General features: G+C 68.5%; 20 protein-coding genes. 11 read left to right on the top strand and 9 right to left on the bottom strand.

The features are described from left to right. The first annotated feature begins 71 nt into the window (after positions 1–71). Positions 72–974 (top strand): ABC transporter ATP-binding protein, encoded by a 903-nt coding sequence (locus LX88_RS04700; RefSeq protein ID WP_258946599.1) that lies wholly within the window; start codon positions 72–74, stop codon positions 972–974. On the opposite strand, the gene mycP is transcribed toward LX88_RS04700, so the two are convergent. Further along, positions 940–2,082 carry a type VII secretion-associated serine protease mycosin gene (mycP, locus tag LX88_RS04705; RefSeq protein ID WP_258946600.1) on the bottom strand — a complete coding sequence of 381 codons (1,143 nt, stop codon included), beginning with the start codon at positions 2,080–2,082 and terminating at the stop codon, positions 940–942. The genes LX88_RS04700 and mycP overlap by 35 nt on opposite strands. 260 nt (positions 2,083–2,342) lie before the next feature. Here mycP and LX88_RS04710 point away from each other — a divergent pair, with 260 nt between their 5' ends. The 5 genes from LX88_RS04710 (at position 2,343) to LX88_RS04730 (ending at position 7,974) form a co-directional block, all read left to right on the top strand. Continuing rightward, entirely contained in the window at positions 2,343–2,747 is a 405-nt protein-coding gene (locus tag LX88_RS04710) for a hypothetical protein (protein ID WP_258946601.1), read from the top strand. 126 nt (positions 2,748–2,873) lie between these two features. Next, on the top strand, positions 2,874–3,518 hold the full coding sequence (gene trmB, locus LX88_RS04715; protein WP_258947605.1) for a tRNA (guanosine(46)-N7)-methyltransferase TrmB: 645 nt from the start codon (positions 2,874–2,876) through the stop codon (positions 3,516–3,518). Positions 3,519–3,650: 132 nt separating this feature from the next. Next, positions 3,651–4,757, top strand: coding sequence for a nitric oxide synthase oxygenase (locus tag LX88_RS04720; RefSeq protein ID WP_258946602.1), 1,107 nt, complete (start codon positions 3,651–3,653; stop codon positions 4,755–4,757). A 300-nt stretch (positions 4,758–5,057) separates the two neighbouring features. Next, positions 5,058–6,221, top strand: coding sequence for a sensor histidine kinase (locus LX88_RS04725; RefSeq protein ID WP_258946603.1), 1,164 nt, complete (start codon positions 5,058–5,060; stop codon positions 6,219–6,221). Between the two features lie 439 nt (positions 6,222–6,660). After that, a complete protein-coding gene (locus tag LX88_RS04730; RefSeq protein ID WP_258946604.1) occupies positions 6,661–7,974 on the top strand; it encodes an amidohydrolase family protein in 1,314 nt (437 codons plus the stop codon). 29 nt (positions 7,975–8,003) lie between these two features. Here LX88_RS04730 and LX88_RS04735 read toward each other — a convergent pair whose 3' ends face one another. Next, a complete protein-coding gene (locus LX88_RS04735; protein ID WP_258946605.1) occupies positions 8,004–8,681 on the bottom strand; it encodes an SDR family oxidoreductase in 678 nt (225 codons plus the stop codon). Between the two features lie 12 nt (positions 8,682–8,693). Here LX88_RS04735 and LX88_RS04740 point away from each other — a divergent pair, with 12 nt between their 5' ends. Then, the gene (locus tag LX88_RS04740) at positions 8,694–9,869 is read left to right on the top strand and encodes an MFS transporter (protein WP_258946606.1); all 1,176 of its coding nucleotides are present in this window, start codon (positions 8,694–8,696) and stop codon (positions 9,867–9,869) included. On the opposite strand, the gene LX88_RS04745 is transcribed toward LX88_RS04740, so the two are convergent. The 4 genes from LX88_RS04745 to LX88_RS04760 all read right to left on the bottom strand — a co-directional run bounded on the left by LX88_RS04745 (position 9,842) and on the right by LX88_RS04760 (position 15,965). Next, positions 9,842–10,381 (bottom strand): DUF3455 domain-containing protein, encoded by a 540-nt coding sequence (locus tag LX88_RS04745; RefSeq protein WP_258946607.1) that lies wholly within the window; start codon positions 10,379–10,381, stop codon positions 9,842–9,844. The two genes, LX88_RS04740 and LX88_RS04745, sit on opposite strands and share 28 nt — an antisense overlap. A 102-nt stretch (positions 10,382–10,483) precedes the next feature. Beyond that, positions 10,484–12,580 (bottom strand): PhoX family protein, encoded by a 2,097-nt coding sequence (locus tag LX88_RS04750; protein WP_258946608.1) that lies wholly within the window; start codon positions 12,578–12,580, stop codon positions 10,484–10,486. Positions 12,581–12,709: 129 nt separating this feature from the next. After that, positions 12,710–14,734, bottom strand: a complete 2,025-nt coding sequence (locus tag LX88_RS04755) for a PhoX family protein (protein ID WP_258946609.1) — start codon at positions 14,732–14,734, stop codon at positions 12,710–12,712. 64 nt (positions 14,735–14,798) lie between these two features. Beyond that, the gene (locus LX88_RS04760; protein ID WP_090066291.1) at positions 14,799–15,965 is read right to left on the bottom strand and encodes an MFS transporter; all 1,167 of its coding nucleotides are present in this window, start codon (positions 15,963–15,965) and stop codon (positions 14,799–14,801) included. 67 nt (positions 15,966–16,032) lie between these two features. On the opposite strand from LX88_RS04760, the gene LX88_RS04765 reads away from it, so the two are divergent. After that, positions 16,033–16,662 carry an HAD family hydrolase gene (locus LX88_RS04765; protein WP_258946610.1) on the top strand — a complete coding sequence of 210 codons (630 nt, stop codon included), beginning with the start codon at positions 16,033–16,035 and terminating at the stop codon, positions 16,660–16,662. Here the strand turns inward: LX88_RS04765 and LX88_RS04770 are convergent. After that, positions 16,611–17,192: a hypothetical protein gene (locus tag LX88_RS04770; protein WP_258946611.1), complete on the bottom strand. Its 582-nt coding sequence runs from the start codon at positions 17,190–17,192 to the stop codon at positions 16,611–16,613. The two genes, LX88_RS04765 and LX88_RS04770, sit on opposite strands and share 52 nt — an antisense overlap. Before the next feature lie 38 nt (positions 17,193–17,230). On the opposite strand from LX88_RS04770, the gene LX88_RS04775 reads away from it, so the two are divergent. Next, a complete protein-coding gene (locus LX88_RS04775) occupies positions 17,231–17,965 on the top strand; it encodes an SDR family NAD(P)-dependent oxidoreductase (RefSeq protein ID WP_258946612.1) in 735 nt (244 codons plus the stop codon). A gap of 40 nt (positions 17,966–18,005) precedes the next feature. Here the strand turns inward: LX88_RS04775 and LX88_RS04780 are convergent, their stop codons facing one another. Together LX88_RS04780 and LX88_RS04785 are read right to left on the bottom strand one after the other, a co-directional pair. Next, positions 18,006–19,091: an inositol-3-phosphate synthase gene (locus tag LX88_RS04780; RefSeq protein WP_258946613.1), complete on the bottom strand. Its 1,086-nt coding sequence runs from the start codon at positions 19,089–19,091 to the stop codon at positions 18,006–18,008. Between the two features lie 31 nt (positions 19,092–19,122). Then, positions 19,123–19,659 (bottom strand): PadR family transcriptional regulator, encoded by a 537-nt coding sequence (locus tag LX88_RS04785; protein ID WP_258946614.1) that lies wholly within the window; start codon positions 19,657–19,659, stop codon positions 19,123–19,125. 164 nt (positions 19,660–19,823) lie between these two features. Here LX88_RS04785 and LX88_RS04790 point away from each other — a divergent pair, with 164 nt between their 5' ends. Both LX88_RS04790 and LX88_RS04800 read left to right on the top strand, forming a co-directional pair. Continuing rightward, positions 19,824–20,222, top strand: coding sequence for a DUF5318 domain-containing protein (locus LX88_RS04790; RefSeq protein ID WP_030480154.1), 399 nt, complete (start codon positions 19,824–19,826; stop codon positions 20,220–20,222). A gap of 419 nt (positions 20,223–20,641) precedes the next feature. Continuing rightward, positions 20,642–23,068: a transglycosylase domain-containing protein gene (locus tag LX88_RS04800; RefSeq protein WP_307789499.1), complete on the top strand. Its 2,427-nt coding sequence runs from the start codon at positions 20,642–20,644 to the stop codon at positions 23,066–23,068. Positions 23,069–23,094: the final 26 nt, after the last annotated feature.

Here is a 23,094-nt window from a genome sequence, read left to right on the forward strand (position 1 = left end):
AGGGACCTGGGTCATCCGTCGGGGGATGACCCAGGTCCCTGTCAGTTCTGTCGAGAAAACCGGGAGAGGTCATGATCGAAGCAGTGCGCTTGCAGAAGCACTACGGCAGGACGAAGGCCGTCGACGACCTGTCGTTCACCGTCCAGCCCGGCCGCGTCACGGGGTTCCTCGGCCCGAACGGCGCCGGCAAGTCCACGACCATGCGGATGATCCTCGGCCTCGACACCCCCACCGGCGGCGACGTCAGGATCGACGGGAAGCACTACGCCCAGCTCAAGCAGCCGTTGCGCAAGGTCGGCGCGCTGCTCGACGCGAAGTGGGTGCACCCCAACCGCTCCGCGCGCTCACACCTCAAGTGGCTCGCCGTCTCGAACAAGATCCCGGTCAGCCGGGTGAACGAGGTGCTGGAGGTCGTCGGCCTCACCGAGGTCGCGCACAAGAACGCCGGCGGGTTCTCGCTCGGCATGGCGCAGCGGCTCGGCATCGCGGGCGCGCTGCTCGGCGACCCCGAGGTGCTGCTGTTCGACGAGCCGGTCAACGGTCTCGACCCCGAGGGCATCCTCTGGATCCGGCAGTTCATGCACCGGCTCGCGAGCGAGGGCCGCACGGTGTTCGTGTCGAGCCACCTGCTGTCCGAGATGGCGCAGACCGCCCAGGACCTCATCGTCATCGGCAAGGGTCAGCTGATCGCGCAGACCTCCACCGAGCAGTTCATCGCCGACGCCACCCAGGACACCGTCCGGGTGCGGTCGCCGCACGCCGCGAAGCTGCGCGAGATCCTCGCGGCGCACGCGACGGTGACCGACGACTCGGTGAGCGGAAGCCTGGTGGTGCACGGGATCCCGGCACAGCAGATCGGTGAGCTCGCGGCGGAGAACCAGATCGTGCTGCACGAGCTCAGCCCTCAGCGCGGTTCGCTGGAGGAGGCCTTCATGCAGCTCACCAAGGAGTCGGTGGAGTATCACGCGCACTGACGGGCTTGGGGCGCCGCGACCTGATGGCGGGCAACGCGATCAGCAGCCCGGTCATCACGGCGGTGCCGCCCGCGACGGCGGCGACGAACGGCAGCCGGTCCTCCACGTCGACCGGCTGCTGGGGACGCTGGGCCGTGAGCGCCGGAGTCGGTTGCGTGGTCGAGGGCAACGGCGGCAGCAGCGGGTTGCGTTGCACCGGCGGGAGTTGCGCGGTGAGCGCGCCCATCGGGTTGACCATGCCGAACCCGGTGGCCGCGTCACGGCCGGGCTCCGCCAGGTCGGTCGCGGTCTTGACCAGCACGTTGACGACGTCCTTCGCCGCCATGTCCGGGTGCTTCGCGCGGACCAGCGCGGCGACGCCGGACACGATCGCCGACGCCGCGCTCGTGCCGTCCATCTCGGCGTAACCACTGGCGTAGACGCTCTGCGGCGCGATGGTCACGATGCCCGCCGCCGGAGCCGCGAGCACGGTGTCCGCGCCGACGTTGGACGACGCCCAGGGCTTGCCCTCCTCGTTCGTGCCCGCGACCGCGATCACGCCGTTGATGTTGGCGGGAGCGGAGACCTCCTTGCCGTCGTTGCCGGTGGCGGCGACGAGGACGACGTCCTTCTCGATCGCGTAGTTCACGGCCTTGACCAGCGTCGGCGTCATCGAACTGGAGAAGCCCAGCGACATGTTGACGACCTTGGCGCCGTGGTCGGCGGCCCACCTGATGCTCTCGGCGACGACGTCGAGCCCGAACTGCTCCTTCTCGTCGGCACTGGCGATCGGCAGGATCTTGGCGCCGGGCGCGATGCCGAGCGCCCCGCCGTTCTTGCCGGTCGCGGCGATGATCCCGGCCATCCCGGTGCCGTGGCCGTCAGCGTCGGTCGTGCCGTCGGTGCCCTTGGAGCGGCCGAAGCCCGTTCCGGGCAGGACCTGTCCGGCGAGGTCGGGGTGCTGGGCGTCGACGCCCGAGTCGATCACCGCGACGATCACGCCGTCCCCGCGGGCCTGGGCCTGCGCCGAGTAGACGTCGAGCGCGTCGAGGTGCCACTCCTGCTCCTCGATCGTCTGCGCGGCGAGCAGCAACGGCAGCGCGACGGCGAGCGCGGAGACCAGGTGCACGTCAGCTACATCGTGTTTCCACCTCACACCGCAACGTGCCTGGCGTCACACGTTGCGTAAGGGTGCTGTTAACAAGCCGTGAAAAGCCGCATTCTGGACATCACCGGCGTTTGAGTTCACGTTCAATGGGGTTATCCCCGCTGCGGAGGTGGCCAGTGGTCCGTGTGGAAGCAATGCTCGGCCTCGAGTGGAACAGCGCGCTCGAAGCTCCCAACCCTTCCGAAATCGCCCTCACCCCTGCAGACGCGCGCCATTCGTGGGTGAACCGCGCCTCCGAGAGTGAAGTCCTGACGATGTACCGCTCGGTGCGGGACGTCGAGGACGCGCCCGCGCCGTGGTGGCTGCGCGCGCTGGACCGGGGGCGCCTGCGTTCCCGTGCCGAAGGCCACGCCGTCGAGGACGCGGTGAGCGAACTGCTCTCCTCACGTCCCGGCTGGGTGTTCGTTCCCTGGGTCGACCTGGGTGAAGTCGGGTACTGGGAGTACGTGCCGTCCGAGAGCGGTGTCTACGGGCCTGCCACCCCGACAACCGTGCAGTTCACCGACTCGCACCGCGGGTTCGTGCACCTGGTTCCCGCCCATCGCGGGGCCGGTCTGCCCCAGGCCATCGACTTCACCGTTGCTGACCTGCGTGCTCAGATCGAGGACATAGAACTCATTGCCTAGGCCCTGTCCTGCAGGCCTCGTCCGCGCTAGTCGAACGGACCTACAGGACAGGACTTAGAATGTCCCGTCGTGACCAGGCCTGAGTTCCCCCGTTCCATCGTCAGCTTCGTCCAGCGCGGCGAGCGCATGACCGTGGGACAGGAACGTGCCTGGGACACGTACTGGGAGAAGATGGGCAACGACGTCAAGTCGTTGCCCGAGGGGCCCCTGGACTTCGACTCGTGGTTCGGCCGTTCCGCGCCCGTGCTGCTGGAGATCGGTTCCGGCATGGGCGAGACCACCTCGCAGCTCGTGGCCGCCGCGCCCGAGCTCAACTACGTCGCCGCCGAGGTCTACAAGCCGGGACTCGCCCAGCTGCTGCTGCGCGCCGAGCACCTCGGTGGGCTCGACAACCTGCGCGTGCTGCGCGGTGACGCCGTCGACCTGCTGACCGACCACATCGCGCCCGCGTCGTTGCACGGCGTGCGGATCTTCTTCCCGGACCCGTGGCCGAAGAAGAAGCACCACAAGCGCCGGCTCGTGCAGCCGGAGTTCGTGGCACTGGTGGCGTCGCGGCTGGAGCCCGGTGGCGTGCTGCACCTGGCGACGGATTGGGAGCAGTACGCGGAGCAGATGCTGGAGGTCTGTTCCGGCGAGCGGCTGCTGACCAACGCGTACGACGGCTGGGCGCCGCGGCCGGACTGGCGGCCCGTCACCAAGTTCGAACAGCGTGCGGTGAACGAGGATCGCGTCTCGCACGACCTGATGTTCCGGCGGAACGACCTCACCTGATCGAGGTCTCAAGCCGATCGAGTGAGCACCCTGGGTCTCGCGTTCACTCGTTGGAGTGGCCAGTGTTGATCACCCGAAATGCCCCGAGTGGCAGTGACGCGTGAGGCTGTTCCGGGCTTAGCGTCTCGCTCCGTGACCCCCGACGTCCTCCCCGTCGCGGAGGAGTTCGTCCGCATGTTCCACGCGGCGCACTCCGACGCAGGCTCGCTGTCCGCCCGCATCGCCCAGGTGCGCGCCGAGATCACCGAGACCGGAACCTACCGCCACACCACCAACGAACTCGCCTACGGCGCGCGGATCGCGTTGCGAGATTCAGGCTGGTGCACCTCGGGTGTGCCTTGGCGCCGCCTGAAAGTCCGCGATCTGCGCGGCTACCGCAACGCCGCCGCCGTCGCCGGCGAGTGCGTCGAGCACCTGCGGCTGGCGACCAACGGCGGCGAGATCCGGCCGCTGGTAACGGTTTTCGCGCCGGACGCGCCCGGTTCGCCCGGGCCGGTGATCTGGAACGAGCAGCTGATCCGGTACGCCGGGTACGCCGACGGGATGGGGGACCGCCGGTACACCCAGTTCACCGAGACCATGCAGGGCATGGGCTGGCGTCCGCCGGTGCGTCGCTCACGGTTCGACCTGCTGCCGTTGGTGGTGGAGACGCAACACGAGGGCCCGCGGCTGTTCACGCTGCCGTCCGAGATCGTGCACGAAGTTCCTTTGGAGCACCCGACTCTGCCGTGGTTCGGTGAGATGGGCCTGCGCTGGCACGCGGTTCCGGTCATCTCGAACATGCGGCTCTCGATCGGCGGCGTGCACTACCCCGCCGCGCCGTTCAACTCGTGGTTCGTCGGCGCCGAGATCGGCACGCGGTCACTGGCTGATGAAGGTGCTTACGGTGTGGCGCGTGAGGTTGCCGATGCGTTGGGTTTGGACACCTCGTCCGAACGCACGCTGTGGCGGGACCTCGCGACCGTTCACCTGAACGCTGCAGTGCTGCACTCGTTCGACAAGGCGGCTGTCACCATCACCGACCACCACGCGGAAGCGTTGCACCGCCTCGCGTGGCTGCGTTCCCGTCAACGGCCTTCCGCCGCGCGGCCCGCGTTCCGGTTGGACACCGCAGCCGCGGCACGCGCACGGAACGGTTCTCCGGCGCGCTTCACGGCCGCGTTGGACGAGACCCGTCCACAACCGACGAGCAGGCTGGCGGAGCTGCTCCGCCAGCAACACTCCCTGACCAGCGTCTGACTTCCCCGTCACACGCCGGCCGCCGGGAGACCCTAGTGCTTCGAGTCGATCATCACGCCTGAGAGAGCCATCAGCGCCAGGACCAACAGGCCGACCACCGCGGCGGCCCAAGTGAACACAACTGACAACATGGCGTCCTCCGTTTCCCCGACTTCCGCTCCTCCAGAGTCCGTGACCGGGGCGTGATCCGGCATCCGCCGTGAGGGTATTTCCGCAGGTCGCCCAGTCAGCCTTATGGCTGACCCGTAGGTAGACCCCGGTCGGACGCGGGATCAGCCTTCCGGCTTTACCGTGTGTCGGGTGGAGAGCAAGGAACTGAACTGGCGGTTGCTCGCCAAACGCCAGTGGCCGCTGGCGCTCTCACTGGCCTTCATCTCGGGCTTGGAGCTGTTCACCGCCGACTACACGAACCCCTGGTGGCAGGCCCCCGGTGTCGCGGTGATCTGCGCGATCGCCGTGCTGGCGCCCCGGCGTCCCTTCGACGCGACCCTGGCCCTCGCCGCGGCGATCGTCTTCACCGCCGTCTACCTGCGGTTCTTGGACCTGTCCATGCAGCCGCACTTCTTCATCAGCGGTGCGTCGATCTCCGTGACGGGCGCGGCGATGGCGACCATCGCGATCGTCGTGCGCGAGGCACCGCGCTGGTACGCGGTGTCGGGCACCGCGGTCGTCCTCGCGGCGATGGTGGCCGCGGAGGTCATCAGCTATCCGGTCGTGGCGCCGCGGGACTACCGGACCTACGAACCCGACCCGGGGAGCTACCTGTTCGGCGCGGTCCTCATGTTCGTGATCGCGGTGGGCACCGGCCTGTACTTCCGGGCCCGTGACAACGAACGCACGTCTCAGCTGGCTGCTTCCGTTGCGGCGGCCCAGAACTCCGAACGGCTGGCGCTCGCCCGCGAACTGCACGACGTGGTGGCGCACTACGTGACCGCGATCGTCGTGCACGCGCAGGCCGGCCAGATCAACCGCGCCGCAGCCGAGCAGGTGCTGCCGACCATCGAGGCGTCCGGCCACGAGGCGCTGACCGCGATGCGGCGGCTGGTCGGGACGTTGCGGGACGGCGAGTCCTCCACGCCGGCCGCGTCCTCGTCCCTCGTGGACGACGTGCGGTCGCTGGCGGTGGAGTCCGGGCTCCCGGTGCGGCTCTCGTTCGACCTGCAGGACGCGGTGCCGCAGGAGTTGGCACGGTCGGTGCTGCGGTTGGTGCAGGAATCGTTGACCAACACCCAGAAGCACGCGGCAGCGGTGTCCTCTGTGGACGTCTCACTGTCCTCAAGTGACGGTGTGCTGCACCTGAACGTGGCCGACGACGGCGTGGCGTCGGGTGTGCCCGTGGGCGGATCTGGAGGCTACGGACTCGTCGGCATGCGCGAGCGCGCGGAGTTGCTGGGCGGCACCTTCTCCGCAGGCCGACGCGAACCGACTGGGTGGACGGTCCGCGCCGATCTGCCGATCAGCTAGCGCCGCTGGCTCACATGTCGTCGCGGATGACTTCGAACTCCTGAGTCATCTCGACATCGCTCTGCTGGTCGTCGTTCTGAGGGTCGATGTCGGCCACTGAATGCCTCCGCATGATCACGCCCGGTCGTGGAGTGTGATCATGCCAACTCAGCGACGAGTCGGCGGCTTGGGGGTGGCGGGCTTCTGTGCGCGGCGGAACTGTCCACTGGACGTGCACGGCTTCTTCGACATGATCTTGAGACGCCCCTGTCCTACCCGTGGTTGCTCATGGATGCACAAAGGGCCCGTCGCATCACGCGTGACGGGCCCCTTGGTTGGGGAGAAGTTTTAGGCCGGGGCGGACCCTGGGGGTCGGCCCGCGCCCGACAGAGCGAGGATGCCCATCGCGTTCGGATGTATGCATGCTTGTGACCGGCATCACAGTGGCAGGATTCTTCCCATGTCATTGCGTCTGCACGCCCCGGTGGTCCTGCCCTGCGACCCGTCCTGCGCCGTGTTGCGCGACGCGGTCGTGGACGTCGTCGACGGCCGGATCACCTACGTGGGCGCCCTCTCCGATGCCCCCGCCTTCGACGGCGAGGTCCGCTCGCTGTCGGGGATCCTGATGCCCGGCCTCGTGAACACCCACGCGCACAGCCCGATGACGGTGCTGCGCGGCCTGGGCTCGGACCTGCCGCTGCTGCGGTGGCTGCAGGAGCAGATGTGGCCGAACGAGGCCCAGATGACCCCTGCCGACATCGGCACCGGCATGCTGCTCGGCGCCGTCGAGATGCTGCGGCACGGCGTCACCACCTCCGCCGAGATGTACTTCCACGGCCGCGAGCTGACGGACGCCGTCCTGGCCGCCGGGTCACGGGTGGTGTTCGGCGGGGCGATCCTCGACGTGCCGGGCATGGACTGGAAGTCGCAGACCGACGAGATCTCCGCGTGGATCGACGCCGACGGCCTGCGGTTCGGGCCTGGTGAGCGGGTCGAGCTGGCCTACGGGCCGCACTCCGCCTACACGCTGTCGGCCGCGCAGCTGACCGCGATCGCGGTCGAGGCACGGGCCCGCGGCGCGCTGTTCATGGTGCACGTGGCCGAGTCGCCGTTCGAGGACGAGGCCGCCCGCGCCGAGTTCGGGTCCGTGCCGGCCCTGATGAAGGCTTCGGACGTGCTGGGCGGACGGGTGCTGTCCGCGCATTCCGTTCACCTGTCCGACGACGACATCGCCCTGTACGCCGCGTACGGCGTCGGCGTCGCGCACTGCCCCGGCTCCAACACGAAGCTCGCTTCGGGGATCGCGCGGGTGCCCGAGATGCTGGCCGCGGGCGTGGCGGTCGGGCTGGGCACCGACGGCCCCGCGTCCAACGACGACCTGGACCTGCTGGAGGAAGCACGGCTGGCCGGTCTGCTCGCCCGCGTCTCCAAGATGGACGCGACCGTCCTCGGGGCCGCGCAGGCGTTGCTGATGGCCACTCGGGGCGGGGCCGACGCTTTGAGCCGCGACGACATCGGTGCGCTGGAGGCAGGTCGCTGGGGCGACGTCGTGCACGTCGCCGCTGACGACCCCGCGTTCGCCACCGGGCTGGACGCGCCGGACGAGCAGCTGCTGGCGAACCTGGTCTGGGGGTCCGGGTCGCGCCGGGTCACCGACGTGTGGGTCGCCGGTGACCACGTCGTCGCCGGTGGGGAGTCCACTCGGGTGGACCGGCACGAGGCGCAGGCCGGAGTCGCCGCGGTGGCACGGCGACTGCGCAGCGTCAACCTCTAGCCACAGGCTGTTGACAACCCTGTGGACAACTAGTGGGGGCGGGACCGCACGTTGATCTCGGTGATGTGGGCGTCGGGCGTCGCCAGCACGGCCGACGCCACCGCCCGCCCCACCGAGGCCGGGTCGATGTACTTCGACGGGTCGTACTCGCCACCCTCGTGGCGCCGCACGTCCTCCTGCATCGGCGTGGCGGTGCGGCCGGGGTAGACCGTGGTCACGCGCAACGTCGGCTCGTCGCCGCGCAGGGCGTCGGCGTACGCGCGCAGGGCGAACTTCGAGGCCGCGTAGACGCCCCAGCCCGGGTTGGCGTTCAGGCCGGCGCCGGAGTTGATCAGCACGACGTGGCCGGAGGCGGCGCGCAGTTGCGGCAGGACGAGGTTGGTCAGTTCGGCCACCGCGAAGACGTTCACGTCGAACGTGCGGCGCCAGTCGTCCTGGGTGGCCTCGGCCAGCGGGCCGAGCAGGGCGATGCCGGCGCTGTGGACGACCACGTCGAGGCGTGAGACGGCGGACAGGTCGGCGCTGGCGGCGTTCGTGAGGTCGAACGGCCAGGCCTGCGCGCCGGGGAGCTCGGCGGCCAGCAGGGACAGCGACGTCTCGTCGCGGCCGCCTAGCAGCAGGTCGTGGGTCGAGGCCAGACTTCTGGCGATGGCCGAGCCGATTCCGCTGGATGCCCCGGTGACGAGGGCGACCGGACGATCACTCATGGGGGGACCATAGTGCCCAGGAAGTTGATCCTGCCGTACCTGTGCCTGCTCTACTTCATCAACTACCTGGACCGGGTCAACATCGGGTTCGCCGGGCCGAACGGCATGTCGGAGGAGCTCCAGCTCTCGGCGACGGTGTTCGGGTTCGCGTCCGGGGTGTTCTTCATCGGCTACCTGCTGCTCGAGGTGCCGAGCAACCTGGCGCTGCACCGGTTCGGCGCGCGCAAGTGGATCGCGCGGATCATGGTCAGCTGGGGGATCGTCGCCACGGCCATGGCGTTCGTGCCCAACGGGACCGTGCTGGTCGTGCTGCGTTTCCTGCTCGGCGTGGCCGAGGCCGGGTTCTTCCCCGGGATCATCCTGTACCTGACGTACTTCTACCCGCAGAAGGACCGGGCGCGGATCGTCGCGCTGTTCATGGTGGCGGTGCCGATCTCGACGGCGCTCGGATCCACGTTCAGCGCGTTGCTGATCCAGTGGACGGACTGGCGCACGATGTTCCTGATCGAGGGGTTGCCGGCGATCGCGCTGGCGTTCGTGACGTGGTTCTGGCTGCCGGACAAGCCCGACAACGCTCCGGAGGAGCCCGCCGAGGAGCACTGGCCGCTCAAGAAAGCGCTCACGCACCCGCGAGTCCTGGCGTTGAGCTTCGTGTACTTCGGGATCGTCTACGGGCTGTACACGCTGGGGTTCTTCCTGCCGACGATCATCAAGGGCCTCGCGCCGGGAGCCGGGATCGTCGAGCGCGGGCTGATCAACGCGATCCCGTACGTCCTCGGCGCGGTCGCCATGGTCCTGTGGGCCAGGCACGGCGACCGCACCGGGGAACGGAAGTGGCACGTCGCCGCGCCCATGTTGCTCGGCGGAGCGGCGATCCCCGTGGCGCTCTACCTGGACAACCCCATCGCGGCGATGGTGGCGGTCTCGGTCTGCGCCATCGGTGTCTGCGCCGCGCTGCCCACGTTCTGGGCGCTTCCCACGAGCTTCCTGGGCGGCGCGGCGGCGGCAGGTGGAATCGCGTTGATCAACTCACTGGGCAACCTGAGCGGTTTCGCGGCGCCCTACGTGACCGGCTGGCTGCGTGACGTCACCGGGACCCAGAAGACCGGCCTCTGGGTCGTCGGCATCACGATGATCACGGCAGCGGTGGTCGCGCTCGTTCAGAGGGCGGGGACGGAGAAGGTGTAGAGCGCCTCGTAACGCACGGACGTCTGCGCGCCCTCGGTGCAGCCGCCCGCCGGTGCGACGCCGCCCTTGGTGGCGAGGCGCTGCACGTAGCTGACGCCGGCGAACGTTCCTTCGCCCCTGGTGGACTTGGCCTTGAGCAGAAGTTCCGGAACGGCTCCGGGAACCTCGTTGCGGGCGCCCTCGACTGGGGCGGCCTCGACCGCGCTGCCGTCGACGGTGGAGACCCAGACCGGACCGCGCGAGTGCAGTCCGACCGCCCTGCCGAGCCGGTCCGCCAGTGTTGCGGCGGGCTCCAGGCCCTTCCACGCTCCGGCCGTGCAGGTGTAGGTCTGCACGCCCTTGGCGTAGAGCTTCGCGACGAGCTTGTTCCCGGACGGGACCTGAACAGCGGGTGCGACCCTCGCGTCAGCTCCGTTCATGGCTTCCGGGGTCGGCGCGGCGGTGGAGCCGGCACCTCCCACGAGGATGCCGAGAAGAGTTGATGAGACCAGGACGATGCCAGCACGTTTCATCACCTCAGGTCGTACGGGCGGGTTTGCGGACCGGTTCAGTACCGTCTCAGCCGGTGGTGCGGCCACCCGTGACGTGACGGGTGGCCGCACCGGTTCACCGGATCAGTCGCAGATCTTGCGACGGTCCTTGCGCCACACCACCGCGACGGACGGACGCGGCTGCGAGGTGCCACCGTCCGGCCAGTGCGACAGCGGGTTGTTGGCCGAGGCGCCGTCGATCTCGCCGGGGTGCTGCACGGACACCAGCACGAAGTCCTCGGTGATGACCGGGCCGCAGGTCTCCGCACCCAGGGGCACCGTGAGGAACTGCTTCACCTGGCCGCGGCGCTTGCCGGAGACGGGCACCGCGAAGAGGCCGTCGTTGGACGCCAGTGCGTTGCCGTCCGTGGAGATCCACAGGTTGCCGTGCGTGTCGAACGCGACGTTGTCCGGACACGAGATCGGGCTGACCTGTGACTTGTCGAAGCCTCCGAAGTACGTGCCGGGGTCCTTCGGGTCACCGCAGACCAGCAGCAGCTTCCAGGAGAACGTCAGCGCCGTGTTGTCGCTGCGGCGCTCCTCGATCTCCAGCACGTGGCCGTGCTTGTTGCCGTTGCGCGGGTTGATCTCGGTCGGGCCTTCCTTGCCCGCCTTGCCGCGGTCGGTGTTGTTGGTCAGCGCGGCGTAGATCCGGCGGTTGTGCGTCGAGGGCTCGACGTCCTCCGGGCGGTCCATCTTCGTGGCGCCCATCTTGTCCGCGGCCAGGCGCGTGAAGACGTAGACCTCTTCGGCGGTGAAGCCCGGCACGAACGACTTGTCGTTGTGCGCCAAGGCGATCCACTCGCCGGAGCCGTCGAACTCGCCGTCCTTGGGCAGCGTGCCGTCGCCGACGATCTCGGCGGCCGGGCTGTCGCCGGTGAACTTGGCGACGTAGAGCGTGCCCTTGTCCAGCAGCTTCTTGTTGTGCTCGCGGGCGCGCTTCGAGTCGCCCTTCTGCATGCGCTCGTCCGTGACGAACTTGTACATGTAGTCGAAGCGCTCGTCGTCGCCCATGTACGCGACCACGCGGCCGTCCTTGGCGACGATGACGTTCGCGCCCTCGTGCTTGAAGCGGCCGAGCGCGGTGTGCTTGACCGGCGTCGACCTGGGGTCGAGCGGGTCGATCTCGACGATCCAGCCGAAGCGGTTGGCCTCGTTGGGCTCCTGGGCCAGGTCGAAGCGCTTGTCGAACTTCTCCCACTGGCGCACCGTCGCGCCGCCGCTCATGCCGTAGCGGGCGAGCTTGGCCTTCGTGTCCGCGTCGGTGACCTGGCTCGCGTTGGCGAAGTACTGGTTGAAGTTCTCCTCGCCGGACAGGATCGTGCCCCACGGCGTGACGCCACCGGCGCAGTTGTTCAGCGTGCCCAGGACCTTCTTGCCGGACGGGTCGGCGGAGGTCTTGAGGAACTTCGACCCGGCCGCGGGACCGCGCACCTCGAACGACGAGGTGACCGTGATCCGGCGGTTGTACTTCTTCTTGTCGTCCGGGCAGACGAAGAGCTTGCCCGTGCGGGGATCGCGGTCGACCATCACGACCGACAGGCCGTGCGCGGCCCACGCGATCTTGACGTGGCGCTCGGTGATCTTGTCCGGCGCCCAGTCCTTGAACATGAACGACTCTGTCGTGTACTCGTGGTTGCTCACCATGAGCCAGCTGTCGTGGTAGCCGGGAACCGGGACCAGACCGCAGAAGTCGTTGTTGAAGCCGAACTGCTTGGCCTGCGCCTCCGGCGTCTGGTCGTCGAAGTCGAACTTCGGCGCGTCGTCCAGAACCCCGTCACCCCAGCGGATGACGACGTCCTGCTGAAAACCCTTGGGCACGCTGATCTGGTCGAGGGTGTTGGGCTGCACCGGCTCGAAGTTCAGACCGTCGTTGCCGTTGTTGCCGCCGCGGCCGAGGGCCTCGGCCGCGGCGTGGGCAGGAGCGGCGGCGGCCGCACCGGAGAACGCGAGCGCGCCTGCGCCGGCGGCCGCGACGACCGCACCGGCCTTGAGCATGCCGCGGCGGCTCACGACCTCCTTGACGACGTCACCGAAGTACGCGTTCTGCGTCGTGTTGGGCGCCTCGTGGGCACAGGCGTTGCCGCAGCGGAACTCGCAGGTGACGGCCTGACGCCCGAGCGGGTGGCTGGCCGTGAGCAGGGGCAGCAGACGACGGCCCCGATCGGTGGGTGAGGACACGCAGGCCTCCGAGATCGGTCAGTGTGGGAACTGGCCGAACCTAAGAGCCCAACGAGATCGCCTGCCGTCCACGAGGTGAACGGCAGGCGAACACGTACTACTCCCGAACGATCACAGCACGCAGGGTGATCAGCCGATCTCACCCAGCTGACGACGGCCCTTGCGCCACACCGCGACGACCGACGGACGCGGCCGCGAGGTGCCCCGGTCCGGCCAGTTCGAGACGGGCTTGTCGGCGTTCGCGCCGTCCACCTCGCCGGGGTGCTGGACGCACACCGTGATCACCCGCTCGCCGATCACCGGGCCGCACGTCTCGCCGCCGCGCGGCACCGTGAGGAACAGCTTGAGATGACCGCGTTCCGGCCCTTCCAGCGGCACGCCGTAGAGGCCGTCGTTCAGCCCGTCGAGCTTGCCGTCCGCGTCCGTGGAGATCCACAGGTTGCCGTGCCGGTCGAACGCCACGTTGTCCGGACTGGAGATCGGGCTGACCTGTGACTTGTCGTAACCGCCGAAGTAGGTGTTCGGGTCCTCCGGGAAGCCGCAGACCAGGAACAGGCCCCAGTTGAACGTCAGCGCGAGCGCGTCGCCGCGGCGTTCGACGATCTCCAGCACCTGCCCGTGCCGGTTGTTGATGCGCGGGTTCGGCTCGGTCGGGCCTTCCTTGCCCGCCGTGACGCCGCGTTCGACGTTGTTGCTGAGCGCGCAGTAGATCGTTCCGGTGCGCGGGTGGCACTCGATGTCCTCGGGGCGGTCCATCTTCGTCGCGCCGACCTTGTCCGCCGCGATGCGCGTGAAGACGTAGACCTCTTCGGCCGTCATGCCCGGCACGAAGGACTTCTTGCCCGACGCCAGCGGAATCCACTCGCCGCCGCCGTCGAACTTCCCGTCGCTGGGCAGCTTTCCGGTGCCGTCGATCTCCGACGCGGGGCTGTCGCCGGTGAACCGGCCCACGTACAGCGTGCCGTCGTCGAGCAGCGTCATGTTGTGGCGGCGCGCGGCCTTGCTGTTGCCGCGCTTCATCTTGCCGTTCGAGATGAACTTGTAGATGTACTCGAACCGCTCGTCGTCACCGGAGTACGCGACCACGCGGCCGTCGTCGGCGATCCGGATGTTCGCGGTCTCGTGCTTGAACCGGCCGAGGTGCGTGTGCTTGATCGGCGTGGAGTCCGGGTCGTTCGGGTCGAGCTCGATGACCCAGCCGAACCTGTTGACCTCGTTGGGTTCCTGCGCGAGGTCCCAGCGCTTGTCGAAGCGCTCCCACTTGCGGGTGGTCGCCGTGCCGGTGACGCCGTACCTCGTGAGCCTCGGGTCGTTGCGGCCGGCGGCGTTGCCGAAGTACTGGTTGAAGTTCTCCTCGCCGGACAGGATCGTGCCCCACGGCGTGACGCCGCCGGCGCAGTTGTTGATCGTGCCCAGGACCCTCTTGCCCGTCGGGTCCGCGGAGGTCTTCAGCAGGTCGCTGCCCGCTGCCGGACCTCGCACCTCGAACGGCGTGTGCAGGGTGATGCGGCGGTTGTACTTGCTGAACTTCGCCTTGTAGTGGCCGGAGAACAGCGAGCGCTTGATCATGAAGACCGAGAGGCCGTGCGCCGCCCAGGCGATCTTCACCTGTTCCTCGGTGGGGTTCGCGGCGTCGTAGCCGCGGAACATGAACGGCTCGCTGGTGTACTCGTGGTTCGTGACCATGATCCCGGTCAGTTCCAACGGGTCCAGCGGCAGGATCGCGGCGAAGTCGCAGTTGAAGCCGAACTGCTTCTCCTGCTTCGCGGCGGTCTGGTCGTCGAAGTCGAACTCGGGGACGCCCGGGAAGAGCGGGTCGCCCCAGCGGATCACGATCCCCTGCTCGTAGCCCTCGGGGACGACGACCTCGTCCTTGGTGTTGATCGTGACGGGCTTGAAGTCGAGTCCCCTGGGTGGGCGGCCCTGGGACTGCTGGGGTTCGGCGGCGGCCGCGGCTGCCGCCGGCGTGGCGATGGTGGCGGCGGCCGCGACGACCGCACCGGCCTTGAGCGCGGTGCGGCGGCTGACCAGATCCCCGAAATAGGGGTTGTCCGAGGTGTTCGGGACCTCGTGGAAGCACGCGTCCCCGCAGCGGTACTCGCATGTCACCGCCGCTCTGCCGACGCGGTGGTTGACGAGTGGCAGAGGGATCATGGTGGTGGCCTCCTACGGTCGGTGCGGGAACCAGGACCGACCGTAGGCTTCCGTTCATGCTTTGTTAACCCACAAGTTGTTCACCCGCGAGGACAGCTTCGGACGGAACGTCCCTTGTGTCCGTCCGGTTGAGCGCCAGCAGTCCGGCGGCGACGACGCAGAGGACCGCGGCGACGACGAACGGCTGGGCCAGGTGGCTGACGAACGTCGCGGCCAGAGCACCGCCGAGCCAGCGCAGGAAGTTGTACCCGGCACTGGCGACCGGCCGCGGCGCGTCGCTGACGCTCATCGCGGTGCCGGTGAACAGCGTGTTGAGCAGCCCGCTGACCAGGCCACTCACGATCACCGCGACCACCAGCAACGGCTTGCTGGGCACCGCCATCAGGAGCATGAGCACGGCGAACGCCAGCACCGACCCGATGATCGCGGCCTTCTCGCCGACGCGGTCCGCGAGCCGTGGCGCGAGGAAGACGCTCGACACGGCGACGCACACACCCCAGCCGAAGAAGATCAGTCCGATCTCGACGGCACCCCACCGCAGGACGAACGGGGACCAGGCGAGAACTGTGAAGAACGCGGCCGTGTAGAGCGCCGCTCCGATCGAGGTGCGCAGCAGGACCGGGTTCCGCAGGGCCTTCAACGGGTCGAGCAGGCTGATCCTCGGACGTTCGAGGTGCGAGTCCTTCGCCAGGAACGTTGCACAAAGGATCAGGGCGGCCGCCATGAGGATCGCGGTGCCGAGGAACGGCCCGCGCCACGAGAAGCTGCCGAGCAGTGCCCCGAGCAACGGCCCCACGCTCAGACCGAGACCGAGCGCCGCCTCGTAGAGCAGGATCGCGGCCTTCTGCCCGCCGCTGGCCGCACCGACGATGACGCTGAGCGCGGTGGCGATGAAGAACGCGTTGCCGAGCCCCCACACGGCCCGCAACCCCACGAGCTGGCCGATGCTCCCCGCCGCCGAGCACAACAGCGTCGCGACGACGATCAGCGCGAGCCCGCCGACGAGCGTGCGCTTGGCCCCGAACCGCGCCGTCGCGGCACCCGTGAAGAGCATCGCCACGACCTGGACGCCGAGGTAGGACGAGAACAGGAGGGTGACCTGCGACGGTGTTGCGTGCAGACCCTCTGCGATGGACAGCAGGATCGGGTCCACGAGCCCGATCCCCATGAATGCGATCACGGCGGCGAACGCCGTGATCCACACCTGCTTGGGCTGAGCCTTGAAATTCACTTCGCCATCCTAACCGATTTTACTTAGCATGGCGAAGTACAGTGCGTCACAAGGTACGGTTCAGGGCGTGGATGCGGTGATCTTCGACCTCGACGGCGTGCTGATCGACTCGGAACAGGTGTGGGACGAGGTGCGCCAGTCGTTCGCCGCTGCTCACGGCGGCGTGTGGACGGCTGAGGCGACCCGCGCGATGCAGGGGATGTCGACGCCGGAGTGGGGCGCGTACCTGGTGTCGGACGTGGGTGTTCAGCTGACGCCCGCCGAGGCGTCCGCCGGCGTGATCGCCGAGATGGAGAAGGCCTACGCCGCGCACCTGCCGCTGATCCCGGGCGCTGCCGAGACGATGCGTCTCGTCTCGTCTCGCTTCCCGGTGGCCATCGCGTCGTCCGCGCCAGCGGTGCTGATCAAGGTGTTCCTGGACGTGACCGGGCTACCCGTGCCCGTCGCCGTGTCGTCGGAGGAGTGCGCCGCGGGCAAGCCGTCACCGGACGTGTACCTGCTGGCGGCTTCGCGACTCGGCGTTCCTGCGGCTTCTTGTTACGCCGTCGAGGACTCGACGAACGGCCTGAAGGCCGCTCTGGCAGCGGGCATGACCGTGCTCGCCGTGCCGAACCCGCACTTCCCGCCCGCCGAGGACGTGCTGGCTCAGGTGCGGGTGCTGTCCTCGATCACCGGCCTGCCGGACGCGCTGGCGTAACTGATCGCGGCCATGCCTGCGGCGATGCAGGCGCAGGCGATGACGCCCTTCGGCCAGTAGATGTGGCTGCTGAGGAACAGGTAGCTGCCCAACAGCAGGAAGACGGCTCCGGGCAGGGCTTTGAGCCTGTACTTGAGCAATGCGCACGCCACGATCGCGACGCTGGCAGCCAGGAAGCACCACGCGCCAACGGTTCCGAGCTGGTTGCCGATCTTGAACAACGGCTCGTCGGCGCTGGTGCGACCGCCGTTCGCCAGCGTCATCGCCCCGCCGCCGATGCCCGCCAACGCGTCCAGCGCACCGTAGAAGACGACGAAACCGAACGCGAGTACCCGGCCCGGGTAGCGGACGTACTTGGGGGTGTCGTCGAGCAGAAACCATTGCGCCGCACCGAGAAGCGGGAAGATCACCGCCAGGATTACGTGCATGTCCCGCCACCACTGCGCGGTCGACGCGTCCAGGTGGTGGGGGTGGGTCAGGCCGATGCCGGCGAGGACCAGGCCGGGGAGGGCGACGAGCAGAGTGCGCACCGGCCGAACCTAGTGGAGGCACGGCTAGCGTGGCGGGCATGACGCAACGAGTTGCCGTGGTCACGGGCACGGCGCAGGGCATGGGGCTGCGGATCGCCGACGTGCTGCGCGAGGACGGGTTCGCCGTCGTCGGCTTCGACCTGCAGGAGAGCGAGGACGGGATCGTCGGCAACGTCGCGAGCGCCGCGGACGTCCAGCGCCTGACGGATCACGTCATGAGCACCCATCAACGGGTCGACGTGCTGGTCAACAACGCCGGGATCGCCGGCATCGTGCCGTTCGAGGACACGAGCCTGGAGCAGTGGGAACGGATCATGGCGGTCAACCTGACCGGGCCGTTCCTGCTGACGCAGGCGCTGGGCAGGATCATGCTCGACCAGGGTTCCGGCAGCGTCGTCAACATCGCGAGTGTCGCCGGGTTGCAGGGCGTGGCGGACCGGGCCGCGTACAACACGACGAAGCACGGGCTGATCGGGTTGACGCGCACGCTCGCCGTCGAGTGGGGCGGGCGGGGGATCAGGGTCAACGCCGTGTGTCCCGGCTGGGTCAAGACCGAGATGGACGTCGAGTCGCAGGCCGGCGGGTACTACGTCGACGAGGACATCACGGACCACGTGCCGATGAACCGGTTCGCCGCGCCCGATGACATCGCGCAGGCCGTGCGGTTCCTGGCGAGCGACAACGCGCGGTACATCAACGGTGTCGCGCTGCCCGTCGACGGCGGGTGGACCGCGGACGGCAGCTGGCAGAAGCTGCGGCTCTCGAAGCGCTGAAAGTGAAGGGCCGCCCTCGTGAAGAGGGCGGCCCGACAGGTCAGGCTTCGCCGCGAATGAACTTCTCGACGGCCTCGTGCGCCTCGGAGTCCGAGTACTGCACCGGCGGGGACTTCATGAAGTACGACGACGCCGAGAGGATCGGGCCGCCGATGCCCCGGTCGAGGGCGATCTTCGCCGCGCGAACGGCGTCGATGATGATGCCCGCGGAGTTCGGGGAGTCCCAGACCTCCAGCTTGTACTCGAGGCTCAGCGGCACGTCGCCGAAGGCGCGGCCTTCCAGGCGCACGTAGGCCCACTTGCGGTCGTCGAGCCACGCCACGTAGTCCGACGGCCCGATGTGGACGTTGCGCTTGCCCATGTCGCGGTCCACCTGGGACGTGACGGCCTGGGTCTTGGAGACCTTCTTGGACTCCAGTCGCTCCAGTTCCTTCATGTTCAGGAAGTCCATGTTGCCGCCCACGTTCAGCTGCATGGTGCGGTCGAGCTGGACGCCGCGGTCCTCGAACAGCTTCGCCAGCACGCGGTGCGTGATGGTGGCGCCGACCTGGGACTTGATGTCGTCACCGACGATCGGGACGCCGGCCGCGCGGAACTTCTCCGCCCACTCCGGGTCCGACGCGATGAAGACCGGCAGGGCGTTGACGAAGCCGACACCGGCGTCGATGGCGCACTGGGCGTAGAAGCGGTCCGCGTCCTCGGAACCCACGGGCAGGTACGAGACCAGCACGTCGACCTCGGCCTCGCGCAACGCCGCGACGACGTCGACGGGCTCGGAGTCGGACTCCTCGATCGTCTCGCGGTAGAACTTCCCGAGACCGTCGAGGGTGTGCCCGCGCTGCACGACGACGCCGAGCGGCGGCACGTCCGCGATCTTGATCGTGTTGTTCTCGCTGGCCCCGATGGCCTCCGAGAGGTCGACCCCGACCTTCTTCGCGTCCACGTCGAACGCGGCGACGAACTCGACATCGCGCACGTGGTAGTCACCGAACTGCACGTGCATGAGACCGGGCACGCGGGTGCTCGGGTCGGCGTCCCGGTAGTAGTGGACGCCCTGCACCAGCGACGCCGCGCAGTTGCCAACCCCGACGATGGCCACTCGAACGGTGCGGCGGTTTTCGCCCATTGCCGAGTCCTCCTTGATCAACAGTGAATCGCTACTCGTCCTGCTCGGACTTCTCGTGCGCGATGAGCTCGTTGAGCCACCGCACCTCGCGCTCCGTGCTTTCCAGACCTTGGCTGTGCAGCTCGCGGGTGTAGCGGTCGATCTGCTCACCCGTGCGCGTGAGCCGCTCGCGAAGCCCCTCCCTGCGTTCTTCGACACACCGCCGGCGGCCCTCCAGGATGCGCATCCTGATGTCGGCCGGCGTGCGCGAGAAGAACGCCAGGTGGACTCCGAACGAGTCGTCGTCCCAGGTCTGCGGACCCGCGTTGGCCAGGAGATCGGCGAACCGTTCCTTGCCCTCGGGAGTCAGCTCGTAAACCTTGCGAGCCCGGCGTCCCCAAGAAAGAGCCGATTCCTCCGGCCCCTCCTCCACGATCAGGCCCGCCCGCTGGAGTCGCCGAAGTGTTGGGTACAGCGATCCGTACGAGAACGCGCGAAACGCTCCGAGCAGGTCATGCAAACGCTTGCGCAGCTCGTAGCCGTGCATGGGCGCCTCGTGCAGCAGGCCGAGCAGCGCGAACTCGAACACGAGTCACCTCCTCGCACCTGCACCGATAGGTGAGGTGATTATATCGACTCGATACATCGATGGCTCCTCGTAACTGTGGGATGTGGCACACCGTGATACCGCGTCGGGGCCCGCTGCCCTGAACGGCCCATCGTCGAAAAGCGCCCGGCACGTACTCTGGTCACGTGTTGACCCAACGGCAGGTGGTGGACTACTCGCTGCAGCGGCGTGCGCTGCTGGCGGAGGTCTATGCCGGTCGGACGGGTACCATGGAGGTCTGCGACGCGAACCCGTACCTGCTGCGAGCTGCGAAGTTCCACGGGACGGCGACCGACGTGCCCTGTCCCGTGTGCCGCAAGGAACCGCTGACGCACGTGTCGTGGGTCTACGGTGACGAGCTCAAGCACGCGGCCGGATCGGCGCGGACGCCTGAAGAACTGGTGAAGATGGCGAACCTCTTCGACGAGTTCTCCGTGTACCTAGTTGAAGTTTGTCGCACGTGCAGTTGGAACCACCTGGTGCAGTCATACGTCCTGGGGAAGCGTGGGCTGGAAAAGCCACGCAGGAGGACTGCAGCGGAATGACCCACAGGTGACACTGCTCCGAATGAAGTACGACCACCGAACCGTGTGCTGATGCACGCCGGTCTGGGAGGCCTTTTCACGTGAACGACCAGCATGATGACCGGCAGCGCGGAGGCGAGCCGCAGTGGCCGACCGGGGACGACCCGGACGGCGGCGGCGCGAGGCGCGATGTCCCGAATCAGCCACGTCCGGGTACCCCGCCCGGTGGTTTCGCGCGCCCTCCTCAGGGTGGCACGCCACCTGGTGGTTTCCCACAGCAGCAGCCCCCACGCCGCCCGAACGGACCAGGCGGTCCGCAGGGTGGGCCTGGCGGGCCGCAGGGCGGGCCAGGGCGTCCGCAGGGCCCCATGAGCGGCCCCGGCGGGCCTCAGGGCGGTCCCGGTGCTCCGGGCAACCGTCCTCCGACGCCTCCCGGTGGCATGCCCATCGCCCCGCCTCCCGGCGCCCGTCGCCCCGGTGGACCGGCCGGCCCCGGTGGCCCGCAGGGTGGCCCCGGCCGTCCCGGCGTGCCCCCGCGCACCCCCGGTGCGGACCGCACCACGCAGCTGCCGCCGGTCAACCGGCCGACGCAGCGCGAGCCCGAGCTCATCACCCACCGCGAGCCTGACGACGAGTTCCTCATGGCCGGCGTGCACGACGGTGACGACGACGAGTACTACGACGACGAGCCGGAGCTCACCGAAGAGGAGGAGCGTCGTCTGCGCAAGAAGAAGATCTGGAAGCGCGTGCGGATCGCCGCGTTCGTCTCGATCGGCCTGATGCTCCTGGGCCCGGTGATCGCCATCGCGGTCGCGTACCCGCTCGTCGACTGGCCGCGCCCGAACGAGATCGCGGACGCCCAGGACAAGACGATCACGCTGCTCTACTCGGACAACACCGAGATGGGCAAGATCACCTCGCCCGGTCAGAACCGCACGCTGCTCACGTACGACGAGCTCCCGGACACCGTCAAGAACGCCGTCATGGCGGCGGAGGACGCGGACTTCTTCGAGAACCCCGGCTTCGACGTCAAGGCCATCGCCCGGGCCGTCTGGATCCAGGCGACCGGTGGCAGCTCGGGTGGTTCCGGTCTGACGCAGCAGTACATCAAGAAGGCGACGGGCAACGAGGAAGCGACGCTGACTCGTAAGTTCACCGAGCTCGTCAAGGCCTACAAGATGAGCAACGAGTCGGACCACCCGACGATCCTCACCGCGTACATGAACACGGTGTACTTCGGTCGTGGCGCGAACGGCATGAAGGCCGCGGCGCAGGTCTACTACAACAAGCAGATGAAGGACCTCACTCCCTCCGAGGCCGCCTTCATCGCGGGCATGATCCAGATCCCCTCCTGGTCCGAGGACGAGGAGCACGCGAAGAAGCGCTGGGAATTCGTGATGAAGCAGATGCTTCAAAAGGGATGGGTCAGCCAGGCCGACTACGACGCCCGCCAGTACCCGGCGCCCCTGCCGTTCGAGCAGACGCAGCCCGCGAGCCTCGAAGGCCCGCTCGCCCGCGTGAGCCAGCAGGTCCAGAACGAGATCGACAGCGAGCTCGTCGGCCTCACGATGGAGAAGGCGCAGAAGGTCGGCGTCACCGTCACCACGACGATCGACCCGAAGATGCAGCAGGCCGCGCTCGACGCCGTGAACTCGGTGATGGCGGGCCAGGACCCGGAGCTGCGCACCTCGCTCAGCGCGATCGAGCCGCAGTCCGGCGCCGTCAGGGCCTACTACCCGGGCAAGGACGGCCTCAAGGGCATCGACTACGCCAAGGGCACGGTCCAGGAGGCCGGCTCGTCGTTCAAGCCGTTCGACCTGGTGGCCGCCCTGAAGATGGGCAAGGGCATCGGCGACACCTACGACGCCACCCCGCGCAAGATCGCCGGCGTCGAGATCCGCAACGCCGGCAACAGCCAGTGCGGCAAGCAGTGCCCGATCAAGCAGGCCATGAAGGAGTCCCTCAACACCGTGTTCTACGACATGGTGGCGAACGACACCGGCCCCAAGGCCGTGGCGGACGCGGCGCACGCGGCCGGCATCCCGAAGGTCGTGAGGGTCGGCGGCCAGGACAAGCAGACCCTGGTCGGCGAAGGTGGCGGCCCGCCCAACGCCGGTATCTCGATCGGTGCCGACAACGCCCAGGTGCGGCCGTTCGACATGGCCTCGGCCTTCGCGACGTTCGCGGCTCGCGGCGTGTACCGGGCTCCGTTCTTCGTCACGAAGATCGTGGGCCCCACCGGTGACGTCCTCTACCAGCACGTCGACCAGCCGGTGCCGGCGTTCGACCCGGTCGAGACGAAGAGCCGCGACATCGCCGACAACGTCACCGAGACGTTGAAGGACATCCCGTCAGGGGCGATCGCGTGCGCCGGCGGCCGCCCGTGCGCCGGCAAGACCGGTACGCACGAGCTCCCCGGCAGCCTCGACCAGAACTCGAAGGCCTGGATGGTCGGCTACACGCCGCAGCTGTCCGCCTCCGTGTGGGTCGGCAAGGACCAGGGCAACGTGGCCATCAGGGACAAGGGCGGCAAGGCCGTCTTCGGCTCCGGTCTGCCCGGCCTGATGTGGAAGAAGTTCATGGACGGGGCACTCGCGGGCGCGCAGAAGGAAGCGTTCCCGAAGCCGGTCCCGCTGGGCAACTTCAACCCGCCGCGCAAGTCCGACCCGCCGTCGGCTCCGCCCAGCAGCAACAACAACCAGCCGAGCAACAACCCGCCCGCGCAGACCTCGGAGTCGACCAAGCCGTCGCAGACGAAGCCGCCGAACCCAGGTTGCATCCCGGGCATCAACTGCCCGGATCCGTCCGACGATCCCGATCCGTCGACCAGCGGCCGCCCCAGGGCCGGCGCTCCAGGAGACGGCTGACCCGTGAAGGGGCCCGGTGCACACGC

This window comes from Lentzea californiensis (genome assembly GCF_024648825.1).
Lineage (GTDB): Bacteria > Actinomycetota > Actinomycetes > Mycobacteriales > Pseudonocardiaceae > Lentzea > Lentzea californiensis.

Bases quoted from the DNA above. Each gene is read 5' to 3' on its own strand.
- LX88_RS04730 (WP_258946604.1), top strand. From the start codon at position 6,661: ATGTCATTGCGTCTGCACGCCCCGGTGGTCCTGCCCTGCGACCCGTCC.
- LX88_RS04755 (WP_258946609.1), bottom strand. From the start codon at position 14,734: ATGATCCCTCTGCCACTCGTCAACCACCGCGTCGGCAGAGCGGCGGTG.
- LX88_RS04780 (WP_258946613.1), bottom strand. From the start codon at position 19,091: ATGGGCGAAAACCGCCGCACCGTTCGAGTGGCCATCGTCGGGGTTGGC.
- LX88_RS04775 (WP_258946612.1), top strand. From the start codon at position 17,231: ATGACGCAACGAGTTGCCGTGGTCACGGGCACGGCGCAGGGCATGGGG.
- LX88_RS04735 (WP_258946605.1), bottom strand. From the start codon at position 8,681: ATGAGTGATCGTCCGGTCGCCCTCGTCACCGGGGCATCCAGCGGAATC.
- LX88_RS04800 (WP_307789499.1), top strand. From the start codon at position 20,642: ATGCCCATCGCCCCGCCTCCCGGCGCCCGTCGCCCCGGTGGACCGGCC.
- trmB (WP_258947605.1), top strand. From the start codon at position 2,874: ATGACCGTGGGACAGGAACGTGCCTGGGACACGTACTGGGAGAAGATG.
- LX88_RS04745 (WP_258946607.1), bottom strand. From the start codon at position 10,381: ATGAAACGTGCTGGCATCGTCCTGGTCTCATCAACTCTTCTCGGCATC.
- LX88_RS04700 (WP_258946599.1), top strand. From the start codon at position 72: ATGATCGAAGCAGTGCGCTTGCAGAAGCACTACGGCAGGACGAAGGCC.